The 20,934-nt window shown below is 63.9% G+C and carries 18 protein-coding genes; 12 read left to right on the forward strand and 6 right to left on the reverse strand.

Translation table 11 applies throughout. The features are described from left to right. The first annotated feature begins 116 nt into the window (after nt 1–116). The gene (locus P0D96_RS04020; protein WP_408311905.1) at nt 117–2,069 is read left to right on the forward strand and encodes a PhoX family protein; all 1,953 of its coding nucleotides are present in this window, start codon (nt 117–119) and stop codon (nt 2,067–2,069) included. A gap of 132 nt (nt 2,070–2,201) precedes the next feature. On the opposite strand, the gene P0D96_RS04025 is transcribed toward P0D96_RS04020, so the two are convergent. Then, nucleotides 2,202–2,636 carry a hypothetical protein gene (locus tag P0D96_RS04025; protein WP_408175213.1) on the reverse strand — a complete coding sequence of 145 codons (435 nt, stop codon included), beginning with the start codon at nt 2,634–2,636 and terminating at the stop codon, nt 2,202–2,204. Nucleotides 2,637–2,877: 241 nt separating this feature from the next. Between P0D96_RS04025 and P0D96_RS04030 the strand changes: the two genes are divergently transcribed. From P0D96_RS04030 to ggt, 6 genes are all read left to right on the forward strand, one after another. Then, a complete protein-coding gene (locus P0D96_RS04030) occupies nt 2,878–3,579 on the forward strand; it encodes a CDP-alcohol phosphatidyltransferase family protein (protein ID WP_408175211.1) in 702 nt (233 codons plus the stop codon). Then, nucleotides 3,576–4,388 carry a HalD/BesD family halogenase gene (locus tag P0D96_RS04035; RefSeq protein WP_408280704.1) on the forward strand — a complete coding sequence of 271 codons (813 nt, stop codon included), beginning with the start codon at nt 3,576–3,578 and terminating at the stop codon, nt 4,386–4,388. Before P0D96_RS04030 ends, P0D96_RS04035 begins: the two co-directional genes overlap by 4 nt. Then, nucleotides 4,385–5,404 carry a lysylphosphatidylglycerol synthase domain-containing protein gene (locus P0D96_RS04040; RefSeq protein ID WP_408311908.1) on the forward strand — a complete coding sequence of 340 codons (1,020 nt, stop codon included), beginning with the start codon at nt 4,385–4,387 and terminating at the stop codon, nt 5,402–5,404. The genes P0D96_RS04035 and P0D96_RS04040 overlap by 4 nt, the downstream gene beginning before the upstream one ends. A 27-nt stretch (nt 5,405–5,431) precedes the next feature. Further along, on the forward strand, nt 5,432–6,196 hold the full coding sequence (locus P0D96_RS04045; protein WP_408175208.1) for a phosphocholine cytidylyltransferase family protein: 765 nt from the start codon (nt 5,432–5,434) through the stop codon (nt 6,194–6,196). A gap of 220 nt (nt 6,197–6,416) precedes the next feature. Beyond that, nucleotides 6,417–7,820, forward strand: coding sequence for an MFS transporter (locus P0D96_RS04050; protein ID WP_408311910.1), 1,404 nt, complete (start codon nt 6,417–6,419; stop codon nt 7,818–7,820). A 221-nt stretch (nt 7,821–8,041) separates the two neighbouring features. Next, nucleotides 8,042–9,775 carry a gamma-glutamyltransferase gene (gene ggt / locus P0D96_RS04055; RefSeq protein ID WP_408311913.1) on the forward strand — a complete coding sequence of 578 codons (1,734 nt, stop codon included), beginning with the start codon at nt 8,042–8,044 and terminating at the stop codon, nt 9,773–9,775. Nucleotides 9,776–9,902: 127 nt separating this feature from the next. On the opposite strand, the gene P0D96_RS04060 is transcribed toward ggt, so the two are convergent. Then, nucleotides 9,903–10,946, reverse strand: a complete 1,044-nt coding sequence (locus tag P0D96_RS04060; protein ID WP_408311915.1) for a S1C family serine protease — start codon at nt 10,944–10,946, stop codon at nt 9,903–9,905. Between the two features lie 197 nt (nt 10,947–11,143). Between P0D96_RS04060 and P0D96_RS04065 the strand changes: the two genes are divergently transcribed. Next, nucleotides 11,144–11,545 (forward strand): VOC family protein, encoded by a 402-nt coding sequence (locus P0D96_RS04065; protein ID WP_408280718.1) that lies wholly within the window; start codon nt 11,144–11,146, stop codon nt 11,543–11,545. Between the two features lie 163 nt (nt 11,546–11,708). Next, the gene (gene ppk2, locus P0D96_RS04070; RefSeq protein WP_408175202.1) at nt 11,709–12,635 is read left to right on the forward strand and encodes a polyphosphate kinase 2; all 927 of its coding nucleotides are present in this window, start codon (nt 11,709–11,711) and stop codon (nt 12,633–12,635) included. Between the two features lie 109 nt (nt 12,636–12,744). Here ppk2 and P0D96_RS04075 read toward each other — a convergent pair whose 3' ends face one another. Continuing rightward, nucleotides 12,745–14,331, reverse strand: a complete 1,587-nt coding sequence (locus tag P0D96_RS04075; RefSeq protein ID WP_408175201.1) for an inorganic phosphate transporter — start codon at nt 14,329–14,331, stop codon at nt 12,745–12,747. A gap of 195 nt (nt 14,332–14,526) precedes the next feature. Next, nucleotides 14,527–15,120 carry a short chain dehydrogenase gene (locus P0D96_RS04080; protein WP_408311918.1) on the reverse strand — a complete coding sequence of 198 codons (594 nt, stop codon included), beginning with the start codon at nt 15,118–15,120 and terminating at the stop codon, nt 14,527–14,529. Between the two features lie 271 nt (nt 15,121–15,391). Between P0D96_RS04080 and P0D96_RS04085 the strand changes: the two genes are divergently transcribed. Together P0D96_RS04085 and P0D96_RS04090 are read left to right on the forward strand one after the other, a co-directional pair. After that, entirely contained in the window at nt 15,392–16,273 is an 882-nt protein-coding gene (locus P0D96_RS04085; RefSeq protein WP_408311923.1) for a CHAD domain-containing protein, read from the forward strand. A gap of 125 nt (nt 16,274–16,398) precedes the next feature. Beyond that, nucleotides 16,399–17,973, forward strand: a complete 1,575-nt coding sequence (locus P0D96_RS04090; RefSeq protein ID WP_408311926.1) for a sensor domain-containing diguanylate cyclase — start codon at nt 16,399–16,401, stop codon at nt 17,971–17,973. A gap of 33 nt (nt 17,974–18,006) precedes the next feature. Here the strand turns inward: P0D96_RS04090 and P0D96_RS04095 are convergent, their stop codons facing one another. Next, nucleotides 18,007–19,041 carry a VTT domain-containing protein gene (locus P0D96_RS04095; protein ID WP_408280728.1) on the reverse strand — a complete coding sequence of 345 codons (1,035 nt, stop codon included), beginning with the start codon at nt 19,039–19,041 and terminating at the stop codon, nt 18,007–18,009. Between the two features lie 282 nt (nt 19,042–19,323). On the opposite strand from P0D96_RS04095, the gene P0D96_RS04100 reads away from it, so the two are divergent. Continuing rightward, the gene (locus P0D96_RS04100; RefSeq protein WP_408311928.1) at nt 19,324–20,229 is read left to right on the forward strand and encodes a DMT family transporter; all 906 of its coding nucleotides are present in this window, start codon (nt 19,324–19,326) and stop codon (nt 20,227–20,229) included. 30 nt (nt 20,230–20,259) lie between these two features. Here the strand turns inward: P0D96_RS04100 and folE are convergent, their stop codons facing one another. Continuing rightward, nucleotides 20,260–20,898, reverse strand: coding sequence for a GTP cyclohydrolase I FolE (folE, locus tag P0D96_RS04105; RefSeq protein ID WP_408311930.1), 639 nt, complete (start codon nt 20,896–20,898; stop codon nt 20,260–20,262). Between the last annotated feature and the right edge of the window lie 36 nt (nt 20,899–20,934).

Below are 20,934 nucleotides of genomic sequence, written 5' to 3' on the forward strand. Positions count from 1 at the left end.
TCACTTCATAGAATCCTCGCGTCATAGCGGCGCGAGCGTGAACCATGTGGTTTGGGGTTTGAGTGCGTGCCGGCTGTGCATCCGCCCACGCTACCCAAACACTGGATCACGACAACATGGCAGAGCCGCTCGACCTTTCCCGCCGCAAGGCCCTGAAACTCCTCGTGGGCGCGCCGATGCTGCCGCTCGGCGGGCTCGCCACGGCTTCGATGCTGACCGCTTGCGGGGGCAGCGACGAACTGGCGACGCCGGTCAAACCGGTCGCGAACTTCGTCTCCGCGGCATTCGCGAGCATGGCCGCGCCGACGCTGGCCGACCCCGCCGCCATGGCGAAGACCACGGTCGCCTCGACTTTGACGGTGCAACTGAGCGACGGCAGCAGCCGCGCGTTCAAGCTGGCGTATCAGCCGTTCTTCGTCACCGGCGACAATGTGCCGAACGTGAAGGGCGGCACGATCCTCGCGGGCGGCTATTTCGACATCAACAATCAGCCGATCGTCGACAAATCGGTGGCGGGCAAAGAGCGCCAGTTCTACTCGGATTGCCCGGACGGCAGCTCGCTGATCCGCCTCGACAATCCGGCGGTGAAGGGCCTCAAGGGCAACGCGGTGTTCGCCGTCGTGCAGTTTGAATACGCGACCCGCGATCAGAGTCTGGTGTCGATGTACGGCCAACTGCCGTCGCCGATAGCCGTGCTCACGCTCGATCAGGATCCGGCCACCGGCAAGCTCACGCTGGCGGGGTATTCGAACGTCGATACATCGAAGGCGCATGGTTTGTGGATCACCTGCGGCGCGAGCCTGTCGCCGTGGAATACGCATCTGTCGAGCGAAGAGTACGAGCCGGACGCCACCACGATTGCCGGCAACAGCCAGTTCAAGGGCTTCAGCCGTAGCCTGTATGGCGATGAAACCACCGCGAACCCGTATCACTACGGGCATCTGCCGGAAGTCACCGTCAATCCGGACGGTACAGGCACGATCAAAAAGCACTACTGCCTCGGCCGCATCTCGCACGAGCTGATTCAAGTGATGCCGGACAAGCGCACCGTGCTGATGGGCGACGACGCGACCAACGGCGGCCTGTTCATGTTCATCGCGGATCGCGAAGCCGATCTGTCGGCGGGCACGCTGTACGTCGCGAAGTGGACGCAAGTGTCCGCGAGCGGCGCGGGCGCGGCGACGCTGGCGTGGATCAACCTGGGCCACGCGACTAGCGACGAAATCGAGGCGCTCGCCAACCAGTTGCGCGCGAGCGACATCATGGACGTCGCGACCAAAGACCCGCTCGATCCGGCCTACACGAAGATCAACTACAACGGCACCTTCAACTGGGTGCGTATCAAGCCCGGCATGACCCAGGCGGCCACGTTCCTAGAGACGCATCGCTATGCGGCGCTGGCCGGCGGCAGCATGGGCTTCACGAAACTCGAAGGCACGACGGTCAATATCAAGGACAAGGTGCTGTATTCGGCGATGTCGCGCATCGAGAAATCGATGGTGCGGGGCAATGCGGCATCCACCGACGTGGCCGTCGACAAGACCATTAACGCCGGCGCGGTCTACGCGCTGAACATGAAGGGCGGCCAGCGCGACCGCAGCGGCGCCGCGATCAACAGCGAATGGGTGCCGGTCGACATGGCCGCGCCGGCGGCGCTGGTCGGCGAGGATCTGTCAGCGGCCGATGCGCTCGGCAACACCGCTAACCCCGAGCGGATTGCGAACCCGGACAACCTGAAGTTCTCGGAGAAGCTGCGCACGCTCTTTATCGGCGAAGACAGCGGCATGCACGTGAACAACTTCCTGTGGGCGTACAACGTCGACACGAAGACGCTCGCGCGCGTGCTCTCGTGTCCGGCGGGCGCCGAGTCGACGGGCCTGCACGCCGTCGACGAAATCAATGGCTGGACTTACGTGATGAGCAACTTTCAGCACGTCGGCGATTGGGAAAGTCCGTTGCACGACAAGATCAAATCGACGCTCGATCCGCTCGTGCGGGCGAACTACAAGGACCGGTTCGGGGCGACGGTGGGATATCTGACGGCGGATCCGGCGGGGATCAAGTTGTAAAAAGGGTGTGAGTGGGATCGGCCTGCCGCGCGCGTGATGGCGTGTCGGTCAGGCCGCGCACAGGAACGCCGAAACCCGGCGTCCCTCTCTTCGGCCGGCCCGTTCCCGCAAGCATGGTGACCGCGCGCCGCCTCAACTCCGCTTACAAAAAATCGCCGTAATAAGCGGCGCTACGCGGTGCACGATCGCCGTGCTGCCGGTGCCGGCAATCGCGTTCCGAACCTTGGCTTCGCTGCCGAACACCACGACACCGTAGGCCGAACGTGCGACCGGCTCGCCGTCGCCGACGCGGAACATGGGATCGTCTTTTTCGTAGCCGACCACCGCGAACACGCGAAAGCCGTATGCGGTCAGATCCGCGCCGGAGGTCGGCGAGAAGGCATTGATCGAATTGCTCTCCACGCGCGTGGGCTTCGGGTCGATCATCTGTTGCTCCGCAAGGTCGGCAATGAACTGATGGCCGCTTTCATTGCAGGCGAGCGGCGCGTCGAGCGCGGTGGCGTAACTGGCGAGCGGCAGCGCGGCGGCCACCAGAGCAAGGAGTACAGACGAAAGAAAGCGTTTCATAAGCGTGGACGGCCACCCGATTCGATGTAGTGTGTTCGCAACGGGCGGTGGCGTGATCTCGAGACCCGAAAAGACGTTGCGCATCGACGTGATCCCCTTGAGGGCAGGCGCAACTGGTTTGCACTTTATCGCGATTCGGCAAATCTTGCTTTACAGTCAGCACAGATCGGCAACGCGCGGAGGGTAAAGAAACGTACAGTAAGAAAGCAATCTTTTGCGATCCCGTATATATTTCCGGGTTATGAATTCGCGACCCCAACCTCCAATTAACGTTCCGCCGCCCAGAACATGGGACGCGCGGCTCGCCCGCCGGCTCGTGACTCCGCTCGTGAACACGTGGGTCACGCCGAACCATCTGACCACGCTGCGCCTGCTGATCGGGCTGGCAGGCGCGCTCTGCCTTGCTCACGGCGAATTCGCGTGGGTCAACGCCGGCGCCTTCCTGATCGTGCTGTCGAATTTTGTCGACCATACGGACGGCGAACTCGCGCGAATCGGCGGGAAGTCGAGCCGGATCGGTCATTTTTACGACCTCGCTTGCGATGCCCTTGTCACCGTCATGTTGTTCGTCGGCATGGGCGTGGGAGCGGGCGCCACGCACATCGCCGGATTGAGGGTCGCGCCGGGTGTGCTCGGCGGCGTGGCCGGCGTGGCGATCGCGCTGATTTTCTTCCTGCGCATGCGCATCGAGGAAATGGCCGGCAAGGCGGGCACGAAGCAGGCATCCGTCGGCGGTTTCGAAACTGAGGACGTCTTGTATCTGCTGCCGATCGTCACGTTGACGAGCGTCGTGCTGCCCTTCGTCGTGGTGGCGTCGATCGGCGCGCCGCTTTTCGCTGTTTGGGTGGTGATTGACTACTGGCGCGTTGCGCGCCGTGCCGCTACCCCGGCGGCCGCTGCCGCCGGCAAGACCGAAACTAGTCAAATGTGGGCCAGCGAATGAGTACGCAGGCCGAAAACGACGTGATCGCGTCCGCTCCGGTCGGACGTACGCCGGCTGCCTCGCCCGCACCGAATGCCGACCGCGCGGTCGCGAGCCGCACGCGCGCGTTCGACAACCCGCGTCTGCGCAAGGATTTCGCGGAGCAGGGCGCGTTTCTTTATCTGGAAGACTTTCTCGCGCCCGAAGTCACGGCGCAGCTCGTCCACAGCGCGCGTTCGCTGCTCGACGAGGTGAACCGCAACTATCTGCCGGGTCACAAGCAGGGCGGCAGCGTCAGCCGTCATACGATCGACCGCCTCGCGCCGTTCGTCGCCGAGCTGTACCGCTCGAAGGAATTGATCGGCTGGCTGGAGCAACTGAGCGGCGACAAGCTGCAGCTCTCGCCCGCCGACGATCCGCATGCGTACGCGCTGTATTACTACACGCGGCCGGGCGACCATATCGGCTGGCACTACGATACTTCGTACTATGACGGCCGCCGTTACACGCTGCTGCTCGGCGTGATCGACGAATCGTCTTGCCGGCTCGACTACGAGCTCCACACGCGCAATCCGGATATCGCGGATCAGCCGGGCTCGGTGCAGATTCCGCCGGGCGGCCTCGTGTTTTTCGACGGCGACAAGCTGCGCCATCGCATCACGCCCGCTGGCGCGAACGAAATGCGCGTCTCGCTCACTTTCGAGTACGTGACGGATCCGAACATGCGGCCGTGGCGTCGTTTCATCTCGAACATGAAGGACGCGATTGCGTACTTCGGCTTCCGCCAGGTGTTTCGTCAGATTACCCAACGCGGGAAGGACCGCGCATGAGCCGCGCGGCCCTGATTCTGCTGTCGATCGGGACGGCGCTGTTTGTCGGCCTGCTCGCGTGGCAGGGTTTCGGCACGGTCGCCTCGACGCTGCTCGCGGCCGGCTGGGGACTCGCGCTCGTCGCGGCGTTTCACCTCGTGCCGCTGATTCTCGATGCCGGCGCGATCTCGGTGCTGTTTCATCCTCGTCGTGACGGCGTGCATCATGATCTGACCTTGCGCGACGCGCTGTTCGCGCGTTGGATCGGCGAGTCGGTGAATAGCCTGTTGCCGGCCGGCCAGATCGGCGGCCCGGTCGTGATGGTGCGGCAACTGTCCCAGCGTGGCATGCGCATGCGCGATGCGGCTGCCGCGATCACGGTCAGCACGACCGCGCAGGCGCTCGCGCAAATTCTCTTCGCATTGGGCGGGCTGTTGCTGTTCGGCGCTTATGCCGCGCACGGCGCGCTGCACGATTTGCAGACCGCGACGTTGATCGCCACCGGCGTGCTAGGCGCGATGATCGTCGGGTTCTACTATGCACAGCGGCGCGGTCTGTTCGGCCGCTTGCTCGGTGTGGTCTCGAAGCTTTTCGGCGAGCGCGACTGGTCTTCGTTGATGACGCGTGCCGAAGCCGTCGATGCCGCCGTGCAGGCCATGTACCGCGAGCGCGGCCGCGTGGCGGCGAGCTTCCTGATGAGCCTGCTGGGCTGGATCGTCGGCACGGTGGAGGTGTGGCTCGCGCTGCGCTTTCTCGGTCATCCGGTCGATTGGGTCGACGCCCTGTTGCTCGAAAGCCTGGGGCAAGCGATTCGCGGCGCGGCGTTCATGATTCCCGGTTCGCTCGGCGTGCAGGAAGGCGGCTATCTGCTGCTCGCGCCGCTGGTGGGTTTGCCGCCGGACGCGGCCTTGGCGTTGTCGCTCGCCAAGCGCGCCCGCGAAATCCTGCTAGGCTTGCCGGGTCTGCTGGTTTTGCACTTCAGCGAACGAAGCTGGCAACGGCGCCGCGCGACAGGGCGCGTGCCGGTTGTCGATTAAACTCCGTATTTTTTCAAAGGACCGCGCATGCGTGCCATCATCCTCGCAGCGGGCCTCGGCCTGCGTCTCCAGCAACCGCCGGAAGCTCAGTTCCCGAAGTGTCTGTTGCAATTCGACGGCATGAGCCTGCTCGAACGGCATCTGCAAATGCTCGAAACCGCCGGCGTGACGGAAGTCGTGCTGGCGCTCGGCTTTCAGCCGGAATCGGTGCAGGCGGAACTGGAGCGCATCAACTGGCCGCACAAGGTGGAAACGGTGCTGAACACGCGTTACGACCTGGGCAGCGTGCTGACGGTGCACACGGTGGCCGAGGCGCTGACGCGCGGCGGCGACGTGCTGTTGATGGACGCCGACGTGCTCTACGACGAGCGCATTCTGGCTGCTCTGGTGGCGGGTGAGACGGTCAACCGCCTGTTGATCGACCGTGATTTCGAAGCCGGCGACGAACCCGTCAAGCTGTGTCTGAAAGACGGCGTGCCGGTCGAGTTGCGCAAGCAGCTCGCCGTCAATCTCGAGTACGACACCATCGGCGAATCGGTCGGGTTCTTCCGCTTCCGTCAGGAAACCGCGCAGCGCTTTGCGCAGATCGTGGCCGGCTACGTGGACAGCGACCGGGCCAACATGCCGCACGAAGAAGCGGTACGCGATCTGCTGCTTGAGCGCAGCCAGGTGTTCGATACCGCCGACGTGACCGGCGCACCCTGGATCGAAATCGACTTCCCGAACGACGTGGCTCGCGCGAGCACCGAGATCCTGCCGCAGTTGCAGCCGCTGGTCAGCGCATCGCGCTAAGCAGTTCGTCTGCCTCTTCGCTGACGTATCGAAGGTTGAGCCGGCTGAATGCCGGCTCAACCTTTTTGTGCTTATCCCTCGAACATTTGCATCGCCCGGTGCTTCGTTGCACGCTCAACCATCGCGCGTGCGAAAAGACCTCGCGCAACAACATCTGTTGCCGATGCGATGCCATAATCGACGCTTTACACCGACGGCCTTGCAACCCGTCGCCTTGCCAATGCCTCTCGCTTTAGGCACTTTCATTGTTCCGCTGATCGTCGCGTGTGCGATGTTCATGGAAAACGTGGACGGCACGGTCATCGTGACGTCGCTGCCGGTTCTGGCGCGCGATCTCGGCCAGGATCCCATCACCCTCAAGCTCGCCGTGACGGCGTATGTCATCGGCCTCGGCGTCTTCATTCCTATCTGCGGTTGGGTCGCTGACCGCTTCGGCTCGCGCACGGTATTTCGCACGGCCATCGGCGTCTTCATGGCCGGCTCGCTGATGTGCGCGGCTTCCACGTCGCTCGGCACGTTCGTGGTTGCGCGCTTCGTGCAAGGCCTCGGCGGCGCGATGATGGTGCCGGTGGGCCGCATCATCATTTTCCGTTCGGTGCCGAAGTCCGACTTCATTCGCGCGGTCAACTATCTGACGGTGCCGGCTTTGCTTGGACCGGTGGTCGGGCCGCCGCTGGGCGGCTTCATCACGACCTATCTGCATTGGCGTCTGATCTTTTTCATCAACATTCCAATTGGCCTGCTCGGCATCTGGCTCGCGAACAAACACATTGCCAACGTGCGCGAAGCGCATCCGGGCCGGCTCGACTGGACTGGTTTCTTTTTGTCCGCGAGCGGAGCGTCGCTGTTCATGCTGGGGCTTTCGCTGGTGGGCGGCGAGTTGGTGTCGAACACGGTGTCGGTCGGCATGTGCGTGATCGGCGTGGTGTTGCTGACGTTGTACATGCTGTACGCGAGTCGCGTCGAACTGCCTGTGCTCGATCTGCGACTGCTGCGCATCCCGAGTTTTCACGCGAGCGTGGTGGGCGGCTCGCTGTTTCGTGTCGGTCTCGGCGCCGTGCCGTTTTTGTTGCCGCTCGCATTGCAGGAAGGGCTCGGCATGACGGCGTTCAAGTCGGGGTCGATCACGTGCGCGTCCGCGTTCGGCTCGATCTTCATGAAGGCGGCCGCGTCGCGCATTCTCGAGCGCTTCGGTTTCCGCACCGTGCTGATGTTCAACGCGGGCTGTGCGGGCCTCGCCATCGCGGTCTACGGTCTGTTCTTTCCCGGCACGCCGCATTGGCTGATCTGGTGTGTCGTGCTGTTCGGCGGCTTCTTTCCGTCGCTGCAGTTCACCTCGTTGAATACCTTGGCATATGCGGATATTCCGAGCCGCGACGTGGGCCGCGCGACGAGCGTCGCGAGCGTGATCCAGCAGATTTCGTTGGGGCTCGGTGTGACGATCGGGGGTATCGTGCTGCAGATTTCGCACAACGTGCAGGGTCATTCGACCATTGTGTTCTCCGATTTCTGGCCGGCTTTTCTCGTGGTCGGTCTGTTCTCGTTCATGTCGATTCCGATCACCGCGCGACTGCCGCACGGCGCCGGCGATGAGATTGCGCGCGGCAGTCGCGGGCGGGCGTAAGCGCAATACGCGGTGCGCCATGTTCTGCGGCATGTGGCTTGCTGAATGCCTCTGTCCCGGGCGTTTTGACCAGCGTTTTTGCATGCCGTCGAACCGGTGTTTTTGTGTGCCGCAACATAGACCCTACGACATCTAGCGGCTTCGCAAGCGAGCAGTTCGCATGTTATAAACCTCCAAGACATCTGTATTCATCGGATAAAAGTCGTCTTGGGGGATAGGCAATGAAGTTGTTCCGCAACGTTAAATCGTCGGCAAGCGGATTCGCGCTGGTCGCACTCGTCTCTGTCTCAACCGGGTTTCTCGAGGCCACGCCCGCACTCGCGAAACCGCCCGCGAAAGCTCAACCAGCCGTACTCACCGCCTCAGCGATAGCGGTCGCGGACAAGTTCAGCGCCGACGCCGCCGAGCAGATCTTCAAGGAAGGCGGCAACGCGGTCGACGCGGCCGTAGCGATCGCCTTCACGCTTGCCGTCACGTATCCGGAAGCGGGCAACATCGGCGGCGGCGGTTTCATGACGCTCTATGTCGACGGCAAGCCGTACTTTCTCGACTACCGCGAGCGCGCTCCGCTGGCCGCGACCAAGAACATGTATCTCGACGACAAGGGCGAGGTCATCAAAGGCATGAGCCTGTTCGGCTACCGTGCAGTGGGCGTGCCGGGCACCGTCGACGGCATGTGGCAGGCGCAGCGCCGCTTCGGCAAGCTCAAGTGGAAGCAGGTGCTCGCACCGGCCATCCACTATGCGCGCGATGGTTTCGAGGTCAGCCAGCAATTGCAGGAACGCCGTGACGATGCAGCGAAAGACTTCGCCGGCAAGACCAACTTTGATACCTACTTCGGCAATCTGAAGCAGGGCGTCAACTTCAAGCAGCCGGATCTGGCTGCTGTGTTGCAGCGCATTTCGGATCAAGGCGCCAAAGATTTCTATCAGGGCAAGACGGCTGACCTGATCGCGGCGTCCATGCGCGGTCACGGCCTGATCACCAAGGCCGATCTGCAACAGTACAAAGCAGTGTGGCGTCAGCCGATCCAGGCCGACTGGAACGGCTATCGCGTCTACACCGCGCCGCCTCCGAGCTCGGGCGGTATCGGTCTCGTGCAACTGCTGAAAATGAAGGCCGACATTGCGCCCGACTTCAAGGACGTCACGCTCAATTCCGCGCAATACGTGCATCTGATCGCGGAAATCGAAAAGCGCGTATTCGCCGACCGCGCGCAGTACCTCGGCGATCCTGACTTCTACAAGGTGCCGGTCGCTCAATTGACCGACGACGCGTATATCGCCAAGCGCGCCGCCGAAGTGAATCCGAACACGCCGTCCGACACGAAGAGCGTGCAGCCTGGCCTCGGCACGTCGATGCCGGAGAAGGCGGAAACCACGCACTTCTCGGTGATCGACAAGTGGGGTAACGCCGTGTCGAACACGTACACCATCAACGGCTATTTCGGTTCGGGCGTGGTGGCGGATCGCACGGGCATCGTGCTGAACGACGAGATGGACGACTTCTCCGCGAAGCCGGGCGTCGCGAACATGTTCGGCGTGGTGGGCAGCGATGCGAACTCGATCGAACCGAAGAAGCGGCCGCTCTCCTCGATGAGCCCGACGATCCTCACGAAGGACGGCAAGGTGTCGCTCGTGATCGGCACGCCGGGCGGCTCGCGCATCTTCACGTCGATCTTCCAGGTGATCAACAACGTCTACGACTACAACATGCCGCTGCAGCAGGCTGTCGCCGAGATGCGCTTCCATCATCAGCTGTTGCCGCCGAACACGATCTTCTGGGAGCCGTACAAGCCGATCGAGGGTGAACTCGCCAAGCAGATCGAAGCCAAGGGCTACACGCTGAAGGGGCAGGATTTCAGCGGCGATATCCAGGCGATCAAGGTCAACGGCGATACACCGGAAGCCGCGGCCGATCCGCGCGGCCGTGGTGTGACGCGCGTGATCCAGTAAGCGTTTTTGCAGGGAATTGGGCGGCGCGTCTTGAGATGAGATGCGCCGCTGGTTAATAAAAAGCCTCGCGTTCGGCTGAACGCGAGGCTTTTTATTTGTGGGCGAGGGCGTGCTGGCTAACTTTGCTTCAGCTAGCCTGCTCGACCGGCGTCAACGTCAATTCGAGCCGCTGCGCGCCGCGCAACACCGTCACGTTGACGGGTCTGTCGATCCGCGATGCGTCGAGCGTGCGCTGCAAACTGTCCACGTCCTGCACGGCCTGCGTATCGATCGCGATGATCGTATCGTCGGTGCGCAGACCGCCGAGCGCGGCCGGGCTGCCTTTGACGATCTCCATGACATGCACGCCGCTTTCCGAGTTCAAGCCGAAGTAGCGCTGCACACGGCGCGACAGCGGCCTGGTGGTGCCCGCCACGCCGATATAGGCGCGCCGCACGCGGCCATGCGCGAAGATCTGCATGATGACCCACTTGGCGGTGTCGATGGCCGTGGCAAAGCAGATGGCCTGCGCGCCGGGAATGATCGCGGTATTCACGCCGATCACCTGGCCCGCCGAATTGATCAGCGGACCACCCGAATTGCCGGGATTGAGTGCGGCGTCGGTCTGGATCACGTCGTAGATCATGCGGCCCGAATTCGAGCGCAACGAGCGGCCGAGCGCCGACACCACGCCCGTCGTGACGGTTTGCGCGAGGCCGAGCGGATTGCCGACCGCGATCGCGATCTGCCCGACGCGCAGCTTCGACGACTCGCCGAGTTCGACATGCGGCAAGGGCTCCGGCGAGCCGATCCGCAAAACGGCCAGATCGCTGCCGGGATCGTCACCGACCAGATCGGCGTCGAATTTCGCGCCGTCGGCGAGCGTCACGGTGATGTGGGTGGCGCCGTGCACGACATGGCTATTGGTGAGCAGATAACCGTCGGGCGTGAACAGAAAACCCGAGCCGGTGCCGCCGCGCGAGCCGCTTGCGCGGCCGGACGGCTCGCCGGGCAGGCGGCGTTCGACGGCAATGAAAGCGACGGCTTGCTGAACGCGTTCCAGCGCGCCGATCACGGTGCGGGAGTAGGCGTCGAGCAGGGCGTCGTCGGATAAAGGATTGAGTGTCTCGGGCCCGGGGGCGTCGGATGCGGCGCGCGACAGGTCATCGACGAAGCGTGGGCGGCTTCCCATGGCGATGCTCCGGATAAACGGAATGGCAGATGCGGGGCGTCGCGTAGGTTTTCAAGTGCCTGCGAGGCGCGCCGCGGCGGCGCGGCCTGTGAGACACTTTCCGGATTAAGCCAGCGCATGCGAGCACCGCGGCCAACGGCACGGCATGCACCGTGCTGGGCACGTGAGACTCGCGCCATGCCAAGGAGACAGCCGCCATGAACTCACCCGCCACGTCAGCCTCGCCGACCGGGGCCGCCGAACCGCAAATCGAATCGATCAGCGCCATCACACTGGCCACCCGCGATATGCCGCGCGCCGTGCTGTTTTATGAAGCTCTCGGCTTTCCGATGAAATTCGGCGGTCCGCAGGAGGCATTTACATCGTTTGCGTTCGGCGGCTCGTATCTGAACCTGATCGTCGATACGCGCGCGCCGGTCGCCTGGTGGGGCCGCGTGATCATCTATGTGTCCGACGTCGACGCGATCTACCGCAAAGCGCTGGCGGCGGGGCTGAAGCCGTCGCTCGAGCCGTCCGATGCACCGTGGGGCGAGCGCTATTTCCACATCACCGATCCTGACGGCCACGAAATCAGCTTCGCGAAACCGCTGAACTCGTGACGTCAGCGCCGGGCGGCCCGGCAAAACTCGCTATCATGGACATCGACCGGGCGCGCGCGCCGCACTGGTAACACGACTGACACCTGCCGCTTCGATAATCGAACGCGTCCGCGTCGCGTTTGCCGCCGCGCGCCTAACCATTTCCGTTGCCAGGAGAGCCGCAATGAAAGAGCTGGATCCGAGACCCGAGGCCGAATTGATGGCCGAGCGGCAGCGCCGTTTCGAAGAGGACCTGATCGACGCGTACGACGAGGAACTCGAGATGGAGGTCGACGACCGCATCATCGACGGCGCGGACGGCTTCACGCCCGAGCATCGCGAGGCGCGCAAGATGTACTTCCGCGAGCTGTTCCGGTTGCAGGGCGAACTCGTCAAATTGCAGGACTGGATCGTGCAGACCGGCCATCGCCTCGTGGTGATTTTCGAAGGGCGCGATGCGGCCGGCAAGGGTGGCGCGATCAAACGCATCACGCAGCGGCTCAATCCGCGCGTGTGCCGCGTGGCGGCGCTGCCGGCGCCGAATAACCGCGAACGCACGCAATGGTATTTCCAGCGCTACGTGTCGCATCTGCCGGCCGGCGGCGAAATGGTGCTGTTCGATCGCAGCTGGTACAACCGCGCGGGCGTCGAGCGCGTGATGAATTTTTGCAGCGACGAAGAATACGAAGAGTTCTTCCGTTCGGTGCCGGAATTCGAAAAGATGCTGGCGCGCAGCGGCGTGCAGATTCTCAAGTACTGGTTTTCGATTACCGACGAAGAACAGGAAATCCGCTTTCAGAACCGCATTCACGACCCGCTGAAGCAGTGGAAGCTGAGTCCCATGGACCTCGAAAGCCGCCGCCGCTGGGAAGCCTATACGCAGGCCAAGGAAGTGATGCTGCAGCGCTCGCACATTCCTGAAGCGCCGTGGTGGGTCGTGCAGGCGGTCGACAAGAAGCGCGCGCGCCTGAACTGCATTCACCATTTGCTGAGCCAGGTGCCGTATCACGAGATCGAGCATTCGACTATCGAATTGCCCGCGCGTGTCTATCACGACGAATACAGCCGCCAGCCGGTGCCGGCGTCGATGATCGTGCCTGAGCTGTATTGATCGATCAGCGTACCGGTCGATGAAATAAAAAAAGCGCGGCCGCGAGCCGCGCTTTTTTATGCCGTTCCCGGAGGCGGCGACCGGTTGAGGAACTGGCCGCCGCGGAGGCTTAAAACACCGCCCGGAACACCCAGTACAAGCCAGCCGCCAGCGCGATGGAAACCGGTAGCGTCAGCACCCAGGCGAGAATCAGGCTGCGCACCGTGCCCCATTGCAGGCCGGAACCGTTAGCCGCCATCGTGCCCGCCACGCCCGAAGAGAGCACGTGCGTCGTGGAAACCGGCAGGCCGTACATGTCGGCGGCGCCGATCGTCAGCATCGCCACCAGTTCAGCCGACGCACCTTGTCCGTACGTCAAATGCTGTTTGCCGATCTTCTCGCCGACCGTCACGACGATGCGCTTCCATCCCACCATCGTGCCGAGACCGAGGGCGATCGCCACCGCGACCTTGACCCACGTCGGAATGAACTTGGTGGCGTGATCGGTTTGCGCCTTGAAGTTGCCGATCGCCTTGGCGTCCTCCGGCGAGAAGGCCGGCTGCTTGTTTTTGGCCATCAGGCGGATCGCTTCCGAGACCACGTACATGTTGTTGCGCACGTTGTCGACGATATTTTGCGGCACCGCAGCCATCGAGCCCGACGAGCTGACCTGGCCGGCAATGATGTCGGTCAGTTGTTGCAGCGCCGGCAACGTGGCGGGCGTCAATTGATGCGTGCGCACGTAGGCTTCGACATCGGCGCGCGGATTGGCCGAAGGCGTGGCGCCCTGGGTGTATTTGGCGAGCGTCGCCGAGGTTTCATGCGCGACGGCGAGGAAGGTTTGCGTTTCTGCCGGCGTCACCGCCTTGTTCAGTGCGTACGCCGTCGGCACCGTGCCGATCAGGATCAGCATGATGAGGCCCATGCCTTTCTGGCCGTCGTTCGAGCCGTGCGCGAACGAGACGCCCGTGCAGGTCAGGATCAGCAGGCTGCGGATCCAGAACGGCGGCGGCTCCTTGCCCTTCGGTTCGGCATACAGCGCGGGAATGCGCACCACGGCTTTCAGGATCAGCAGCAGCAAACCTGCCGCGAGAAAGCCGACCAGCGGCGAGAACAGCAAGGACTTGCCGACGCCGAGCGCCTGATTCCAGTCCACGCCGCTCGTGCCGTCGGTGCCGTGCATCAGTTGGTTCATCAGGCCGACGCCGATGATCGAGCCGATCAGCGTATGCGAGCTCGACGACGGCAGTCCGAACCACCACGTGCCGAGATTCCAGATGATCGCGGCGATCAGCAAGGCGAAGACCATCGCGAAACCGGCGCTGCTGCCGACCTGCAAGATCAGTTCGACGGGCAGCAGTTGCAGAATGCCGAAGGCGACCGCGCCGCTCGACGTCAGCACGCCGAGAAAATTCCAGCCGCCTGACCACACCACAGCCAGGTTCGGCGCGAGCGAATGCGTGTAGATCACGGTTGCAACCGCGTTCGCCGTGTCGTGAAAGCCGTTGACAAACTCAAAACCCAGCGCGATCAGAAGCGCAATGCCGAGCAGCAGGTAAGGCATTACCGAGCTTTCGCGAACGGGTTGCAGATCGTCCATTAAGTGCACGGCGCAATAAACCGCACCGACCAGTATCACGGCAAGGAAAATGATGAGGCTGATGTTGCGCCCCTTTCCGCTAGCAGTGCCTGGCTGTGGATACGAAAGTTCCGGCATAACGTGAGCCCCAAAAGTTTGTCGCGGAGTTTCCGATCCTGCGGGGCGTGTGTGTCGTAATGATGACAGTTGCGTGACGCACATGCGGGATGCGGCGGCGCGCGGCCACTGGCTGCGCGCCGCTTCGATGTACGGTTTCCTGGTGTCGGATCCTGATGCTCAGATGTCCGAAAAGAACTCAGGCGAGCTGTCCAGCTAAGAAGCGGAGAACACTTCGCCGCTTGCGCTGCCGCCCAGACTGCGCTTGTAGGCTTGCGCGACCACGGCGGCCGGCACGCCTTGCGACGGATCGCGGCCCATCGACTGGAGCGTCTCGGCGACCCAGCCGGGGCTGACCACATTCACGCGGGCCTTGCCACGCAACTCGAGCGCCGCCGAGCGCACGAACGCTTCCACGCCGGCATTCACGACGCTAACGGCCGCGCTGCCTTCCATCGGCTGCTGCGCGAGTACGCCGCTCGTCAGCGTGAAGCACGCGCCTTGCGACACATGCGCCGCGCCACACCGCACCAGGTTGACCTGGCCCATCAATTTGTTGGCAAGACTGAACGAGAAATCCTCGTCGGAGAGCGAGGCGAGCGGAGCGAACTTCGCTGCGCCGGCGGTGCAGATGACCGCGTCGAGCGTGCCGGCTTGCTGATACATCGACTCGATGCTGGGTTTGTTCGACAGGTCCACGTGCAGATCGGAACCCTTGCGACTCGCGGTGACGATGTCGTGTTCGGCGGCGAGCAGCTTGACCACTTCGCCGCCAATCAGACCCGTTGCACCGACAATCAGTATTCGCATACAACCTCCTGAGAGCAGGCCACCTGTGTCGACTGCGTTCATGTGGACCGCGGCGCCCGTTCGCCGCTGAGCGCCATCGCGTCTGTTAAAGATAGTCGCTCCAGGGCGCCCTGCCGTCGAAGGGAGAAAAAGGAACAAGCCTGCCGCGAGGTGCATGACTCGCGCATCGGATCGTGCGTGCGCGCTATGGATCGCGACGAAATAAACGCGCGAATATCCGCCAGGACCTTTTTTTGCTAGTCTGTGGATAAGGTGTTCCCAAGGGGCTTCAATGACGCGCGACAGCCTGAAAGTCGATAAACGACCCGCTGACAGTGATCCAGCCGCCGGCGCGCACTCTGCGCAAGAGGCCTTCGCGTCGTACGCGGCGCCTCTCGTCGATCATGCGATCGAATACGCCAATGCGGTGCGCGAAGACGCGTCGCCGGAAGCGCTGCACAAATTGCGTGTCTCGCTGCGCCGTTTGCGCTCCTTATGGTGGGCCTTCGAGCCGTTGCTCGAAAAAGGCGAGAACACGCGGCAACGTGCGCTATATAAGTTTCTGGCCACGGCTGCCGGCAAAACGCGCGACTGGGACATTCTGATTGAATTGCTGATACACGACGACAACGGTGCACGCAGCGGCACGAGCGAAATCGCGCCCAAACTCCAGGACGCTCGTGGCGCCGCGTTGTCGACAAGCCGCGAAACGCTCTCGAACGCCGACGTCAAACATCTGCTGCGCGAAGCCTTGTCCAGCGCGTCCAAAGAATTGAATACCGCGCATGAACGCATGCCGCTGCGGAAATTCGCCAGGCAACGTGTGGCCGCTTCAGAGCGTTCGTTAAACAAACGGATGAAGCGCGCGCGTCGGGCGAAACGCTCCAACTACATCGCCTTTCACAATGTGAGGAAGGCAGGAAAGAAGCTGCGCTATCTGCTGGAGTTTTTCGAACCCGTCCTGAGCAGTGGCCACAAACGTACCCTCAAACGTTTGAAGCAGATCCAGAAACGTTTCGGTACGCTGAACGATGTGGTCGCGAGCGAGATGTTGCTGCGCGATAATGCTGCGTTGCTCGCGGGCTCCGGCGATACGGATGCGGCGCTCCACTGGCTTGGCAAGGAGCGCAAACGCCGGATGCGTTCGGCGGCCGGACTGCTGCGCAAACTATGATGCTGCGCGCATCGTTGCGCGCGGCCGCGAACGGAACGGCACGAATCGCATCCGAATAACAACATTGGCTGCGCGTCCGCATGGGTTGCGCCATGCGGATCGTCTGCGAAGGAGGTGATGCGCACGTGGCACGTCAAACGCTTTCGCTGCGTCGGCGCTGGCGCAAGAGGTTGCGCGCCTATGGCACGGGCGTATCGCGATACGTGGGTAATCACCCGTTTTTTGCGGGGATGGCCGGTACGTTGGTGGCCGTGTCCATGGCGGGCTTGACGCTGCTGACGCTCAGCACCGGCCGCGCCGATGCGCTCGATCACGCGCGCGACACGTCGCAAAACCTCGTCGCGATCATTTCCACCGACCTCGAACGCAACGTCGAAATCTACGATCTGTCATTGCAGGCGATGGTGGACGGGGCGCGCAACCAGGCCGCCTGGACGCTGCCCGCCGGCGTACAGCGCGCGGTGATGTTCGACCGGGCGACGACCGCGGCCTACCTGGGTGGCGCCTATGTGATCGGGCGGGACGGGCAGGTGATCGCCTCGCAGAGCGGCGAGGTCAATGCCGCGGTGCGCCTTGCCGACCGCGACTATTTTCTGGCCCATCAACGCAGCCCCGCCGTGGGCCTGTATTTCTCGCACCCGTTCCGCTCCCGGCTGCGCGACGGCAAACTCTCCATCGGTCTCACGCGGCGCATCGACCGGACCGATGGCACGTTCGCCGGCGTCGCGCTGCTGGCCATTCGCATCGAATATTTTCAACACCTGCTGGACCGGATCGATACCGGCCGGCTGGGCTCGGTGTTCGTCGTGATGGACGACGGCACCTTGCTCGCGCGCAAGCCGCTCTCGTCGCGCGATATCGGTTCGAGCATCGCGAAGTCGCCGACGTTCCAGGTGATGGCCGCGCATAACGCGGGCACGTATGCGGCGATTTCGGCCGTGGACGGCGTGCGGCGTATGTACACGTACGCGCGCGTGCCCGGCACGCCGCTGATCGCGGTGGTCGCGCCCGCCGTGGACGAAGTGCTGGCGCCGTGGTGGCGTCGCAGCCGGATCGTCGGTGGGCTGACGCTCACGTTCGGTGTGGTCTTCGTGATGGTCTCGTGGCTGCTGTCGTTCGCGTTGCGCGACAAGCTGCGCGCGCAGGCGGCGCTGGTTCGTCTTGCCGCAACCGATCCGCTCACCGGACTGAGCAACCGCCGCGTGCTCGATAACCGGCTCGACGAAGAATGGCGGCGCGCGCGGCGCACGGGCCAACCGCTCTCGGCGCTGTTCATCGACATCGATCACTTCAAGCAATTTAAAGACACCTACGGCCATGCGAGCGGCGACGAGGCTTTGAGCGCGGTGGCCGAATGCATCGCGGCGACGGTGCGTCGCGCGGTCGACGTGGTGGCGCGGTACGGCGGCGAGGAGTTCGCCGTGATCTTGCCGGACACGCCGGCCGAGGGCGCGCTCAATGTGGCGGAGAAGATTCGTCGCAAGGTGCAGAGCCAGGATGTGATCCGCAGCGACGGTGCAATCGTCGCGGTCACGGTGAGCGTGGGTTGCGCGACCTGTGTGCCGGCCGAGGGCGCCCATGCACTCGATCTGCTGGCCGCCGCCGACCGGCAGCTTTATGCCGCCAAGGCGGCCGGCCGCAATCGCGTCAGTTCGGCCACGTGGGCTGAACGTCCAATGACCCAGCATTCCTCGATGTAAGCGGCGCCAAGGCTGAACCGCGACCGGCGCGGCTCAGGTGCCTTGCGTGCTGCGCGGGGCGAAGCCGCGCAACGTGATCGCCCCGCGCGCCTCGGGTGCTCGGTTGCCGGTGGTCAGCTCGCCGGCCGGTGCAAGCGGTTCGACAGGAAAGCCGCGCCGCTGCCAGGCATCGAGGCCGCCCCGCAGTGCGCGAATCCGCGTGTAGCCGTTGTGACGCATGCGTTGCGTGATCTCGAAGGCGGTCGCGCTGTCCGGGCAAATGCAGTAGATCACCATGTCGTACGTCCGCAGTGCGCCGTCGATCTGCTCCTGCGAATGCGGATCGAGCGCGAGCGCGCCGGGAATGCGGCACGGCGCTTCGAGCGAGGGCGCTTGCGGGCGGGCGTCGAGCACCTTGGGCGGCGCGATGCGGCGCCAGCCGCCGGCGGCTGCCCGTTCCGCCGTAGCCGAGGCGGCATCGGCGAAACGGCGGCGTGCGCGGCGTCGTTGCTGCAGCCGGAAGGCGAGAAACACGAGAGCCGTGGCCAGCAAAACGTCGATGACGGTGCCGCCGCGGGCTTTGACGAAGTCGAGCAGCATATGCAGCTGCCGTTCCGCGGCGGCGCCGCCGACCAGCCAGAAGGCGGCCCACGCGAGGGCGCCGGCGAAATCGTAGGCCGCATAGATGCGGGCGTCGACGGCGGTCGTGCCCATCAGCGGCGGGGTGATGAGCGCGAGTCCGGGGACGAACTTCGAGATCGAGACGAGCGGCACACCGAAGCGCTCGAACAGCGCGCGCGCCTGGTCCACCTTGGAATCGACGGCAGGCGAGATCCGGCCGAGCGCGGCAATCAGCTTGCGGCCATACAGGCGGCCCGCCGTGAACCATGCGCCGTCACCCATTAGCGCGCCGAGCACGGCCGCGCCGAGGACCGGCCAGAAGGACAGGGTGCCGGCGGCGATCGCGGAGCCCGCGAAGAGAAGCACGGGCACCGCGGGGATCGGCACGCCGAGGCGCGTCAACAGGACGTTGAGGAACACGACCGCGCCACCCCAGGTTGACACCGCCGAAGACGGAAATTCTACCAATTGAGGCGCTCCTGTTTTTTGCGGTTGAGCCGACGTCCTTCGGGGGCTTTTTCACGCGGTTGCAAAGCGTGTACCCGGGCGGCCTACTGGTCGGCTTTCATTCGAGCGGGGTTCCGTTCGCTCAGGATACTCGATGGATTTGGCGCCGGGTGAGCATTGACGGCGTCATCGCGATCCGGCTGACCTGGTTCATTGACTCGCTTTGTCTCTGCAATTTCGTTCAAGACCGCCGCTTGGCATGCCTCTACTCTGCGTGCTCGATCCAACGAAGAGGACAGCACCATGAACTCGCGGTATGCCGGATATCTGTTTTGCGCGCTGGCGATGCTCGGCGTCGGCAGCACGGTGGTGGTCAGCAAAGCGATCGCGGCCGGACTGCCGCCGTTCAGCGCGACCGCGCTGCGCTTCTCGATTGCCTTTCCGTTGTTCGTGCTGGTGATGCGTTGGCGAGGCGTGCGCTGGCCGCGTCTGGACCGGCGCGATACCTTGCTCGTCATCGCCCAGGCGGGCGCGGGCAGTGTCGGCTATACGGTGTTACTGATCAGCGGGATGAAGCTCGCGTCGGCTGCCGATGCCGGCGTGATTGCCGGCACCTTGCCCGCCGTATCGGCCGGCGTCGCCATGCTCGCGCTCGGCGAGCGCCCCGCGCCCGCGTTGATCGGCGCGATCCTGCTGGCGACGGCGGGCGTGCTGGTGTGCACCGTGCATCCCGGCGAGTTCACCGCGCCGCATGCGGCAAGTTCGCTGGCGGGCAACGCGCTCGTGTTCCTCGCGATCGTCTGCGAGGCGCTGTTCATTCTGCTCAATCGCAAGCTGCGCACCGCGGTGGCGCCGTTGCCGCTGTCGGCGTTGATGTGCGGCATCGGCTTCGCGGTGGCGATCGTGCCGGCCTGCTTCGAGAAACCATGGACCTTGCCGGTCGATGCGAGCGCACTTGGCGGCGTGCTGTATTACGCGCTGGTGCCGACCGTGGCGGGCTTCGTGCTCTGGTATGCGGGGGCCGCGCGAATCAGCGGTGCGGAGGCGGGATTGATGACCGCGCTCGTACCGGTGAGCGCGGTGGCGTTGGCCGCGCTGGTGTTAGGCGAACCCGTCAGCGCGGCGCAACTGGCCGGTGTCGCGTGCGTGCTGGGCGCGGTATTGCTGGCCACCTTTGGGCAGATGCGTACGAGGCGCAGCGCGGCATGAGGCGCTGATGTCGCTGCGACTGCGCCTAAGCTAAGTATTGGCGACCGCCACCACGCCCGGATTGCCGACGATCGACAGAAACTCGCGGCGTGTCGACGGGTCCGTGCGGAACGTGCCGAGCATGCGCGAGGTGACCATCGTCACGCCGGCCTTGTGCACGCCGCGTGTCGACATGCATTGATGCGCGGCTTCGAGAATCACGCCGACGCCCGCCGGTTGCAGCACGTCGTTCAAGGTGTCGGCGATCTGCACCGTCATCTTTTCCTGGATCTGCAGGCGTTTGGCGAACGCATCGACGAGACGCGCCAACTTGGAGATGCCGACCACGCGATGCTGCGGCAGATATGCCACGTGCGCGCGGCCGATGATCGGCACCATGTGATGTTCGCAATAGCTTTCGAAGCGGATGTCCTTCAGCACGATCATTTCGTCGTAGCCGTCCACTTCGGAGAAGGTGCGGGCAAGGATCTCACGCGGGTCGACCTGGTAGCCCGCGTAAAACTCCTCGTATGAGCGCACCACGCGCGCCGGCGTGTCGATCAGGCCTTCACGCGCCGGATCGTCGCCGGCCCAGCGCAGCAGCACACGAACCGCTGCTTCAGCTTCCTCGCGGCTCGGGCGCTCAGTGGCGGCTATGGGTTTGGTTTTCTTCGCCTTGCTGCTGGTCATCCGTCGCTCCTCCGGGATCGCGCGTCGGCGCTGTAC

Source organism: Paraburkholderia sp. RL17-347-BIC-D (assembly GCF_046027915.1).
Classification (GTDB): domain Bacteria; phylum Pseudomonadota; class Gammaproteobacteria; order Burkholderiales; family Burkholderiaceae; genus Paraburkholderia.

Coding starts and splice junctions, on each gene's coding strand:
- P0D96_RS04060 (WP_408311915.1), bottom strand. CDS start 10,946: ATGGGAAGCCGCCCACGCTTCGTCGATGACCTGTCGCGCGCCGCATCC.
- P0D96_RS04100 (WP_408311928.1), top strand. CDS start 19,324: ATGAACTCGCGGTATGCCGGATATCTGTTTTGCGCGCTGGCGATGCTC.
- P0D96_RS04050 (WP_408311910.1), top strand. CDS start 6,417: ATGCCTCTCGCTTTAGGCACTTTCATTGTTCCGCTGATCGTCGCGTGT.
- P0D96_RS04020 (WP_408311905.1), top strand. CDS start 117: ATGGCAGAGCCGCTCGACCTTTCCCGCCGCAAGGCCCTGAAACTCCTC.
- P0D96_RS04030 (WP_408175211.1), top strand. CDS start 2,878: ATGAATTCGCGACCCCAACCTCCAATTAACGTTCCGCCGCCCAGAACA.
- P0D96_RS04085 (WP_408311923.1), top strand. CDS start 15,392: ATGACGCGCGACAGCCTGAAAGTCGATAAACGACCCGCTGACAGTGAT.
- P0D96_RS04040 (WP_408311908.1), top strand. CDS start 4,385: ATGAGCCGCGCGGCCCTGATTCTGCTGTCGATCGGGACGGCGCTGTTT.
- folE (WP_408311930.1), bottom strand. CDS start 20,898: ATGACCAGCAGCAAGGCGAAGAAAACCAAACCCATAGCCGCCACTGAG.
- ggt (WP_408311913.1), top strand. CDS start 8,042: ATGAAGTTGTTCCGCAACGTTAAATCGTCGGCAAGCGGATTCGCGCTG.
- P0D96_RS04065 (WP_408280718.1), top strand. CDS start 11,144: ATGAACTCACCCGCCACGTCAGCCTCGCCGACCGGGGCCGCCGAACCG.
- P0D96_RS04035 (WP_408280704.1), top strand. CDS start 3,576: ATGAGTACGCAGGCCGAAAACGACGTGATCGCGTCCGCTCCGGTCGGA.
- P0D96_RS04025 (WP_408175213.1), bottom strand. CDS start 2,636: ATGAAACGCTTTCTTTCGTCTGTACTCCTTGCTCTGGTGGCCGCCGCG.
- P0D96_RS04075 (WP_408175201.1), bottom strand. CDS start 14,331: ATGCCGGAACTTTCGTATCCACAGCCAGGCACTGCTAGCGGAAAGGGG.
- P0D96_RS04045 (WP_408175208.1), top strand. CDS start 5,432: ATGCGTGCCATCATCCTCGCAGCGGGCCTCGGCCTGCGTCTCCAGCAA.
- P0D96_RS04080 (WP_408311918.1), bottom strand. CDS start 15,120: ATGCGAATACTGATTGTCGGTGCAACGGGTCTGATTGGCGGCGAAGTG.
- ppk2 (WP_408175202.1), top strand. CDS start 11,709: ATGAAAGAGCTGGATCCGAGACCCGAGGCCGAATTGATGGCCGAGCGG.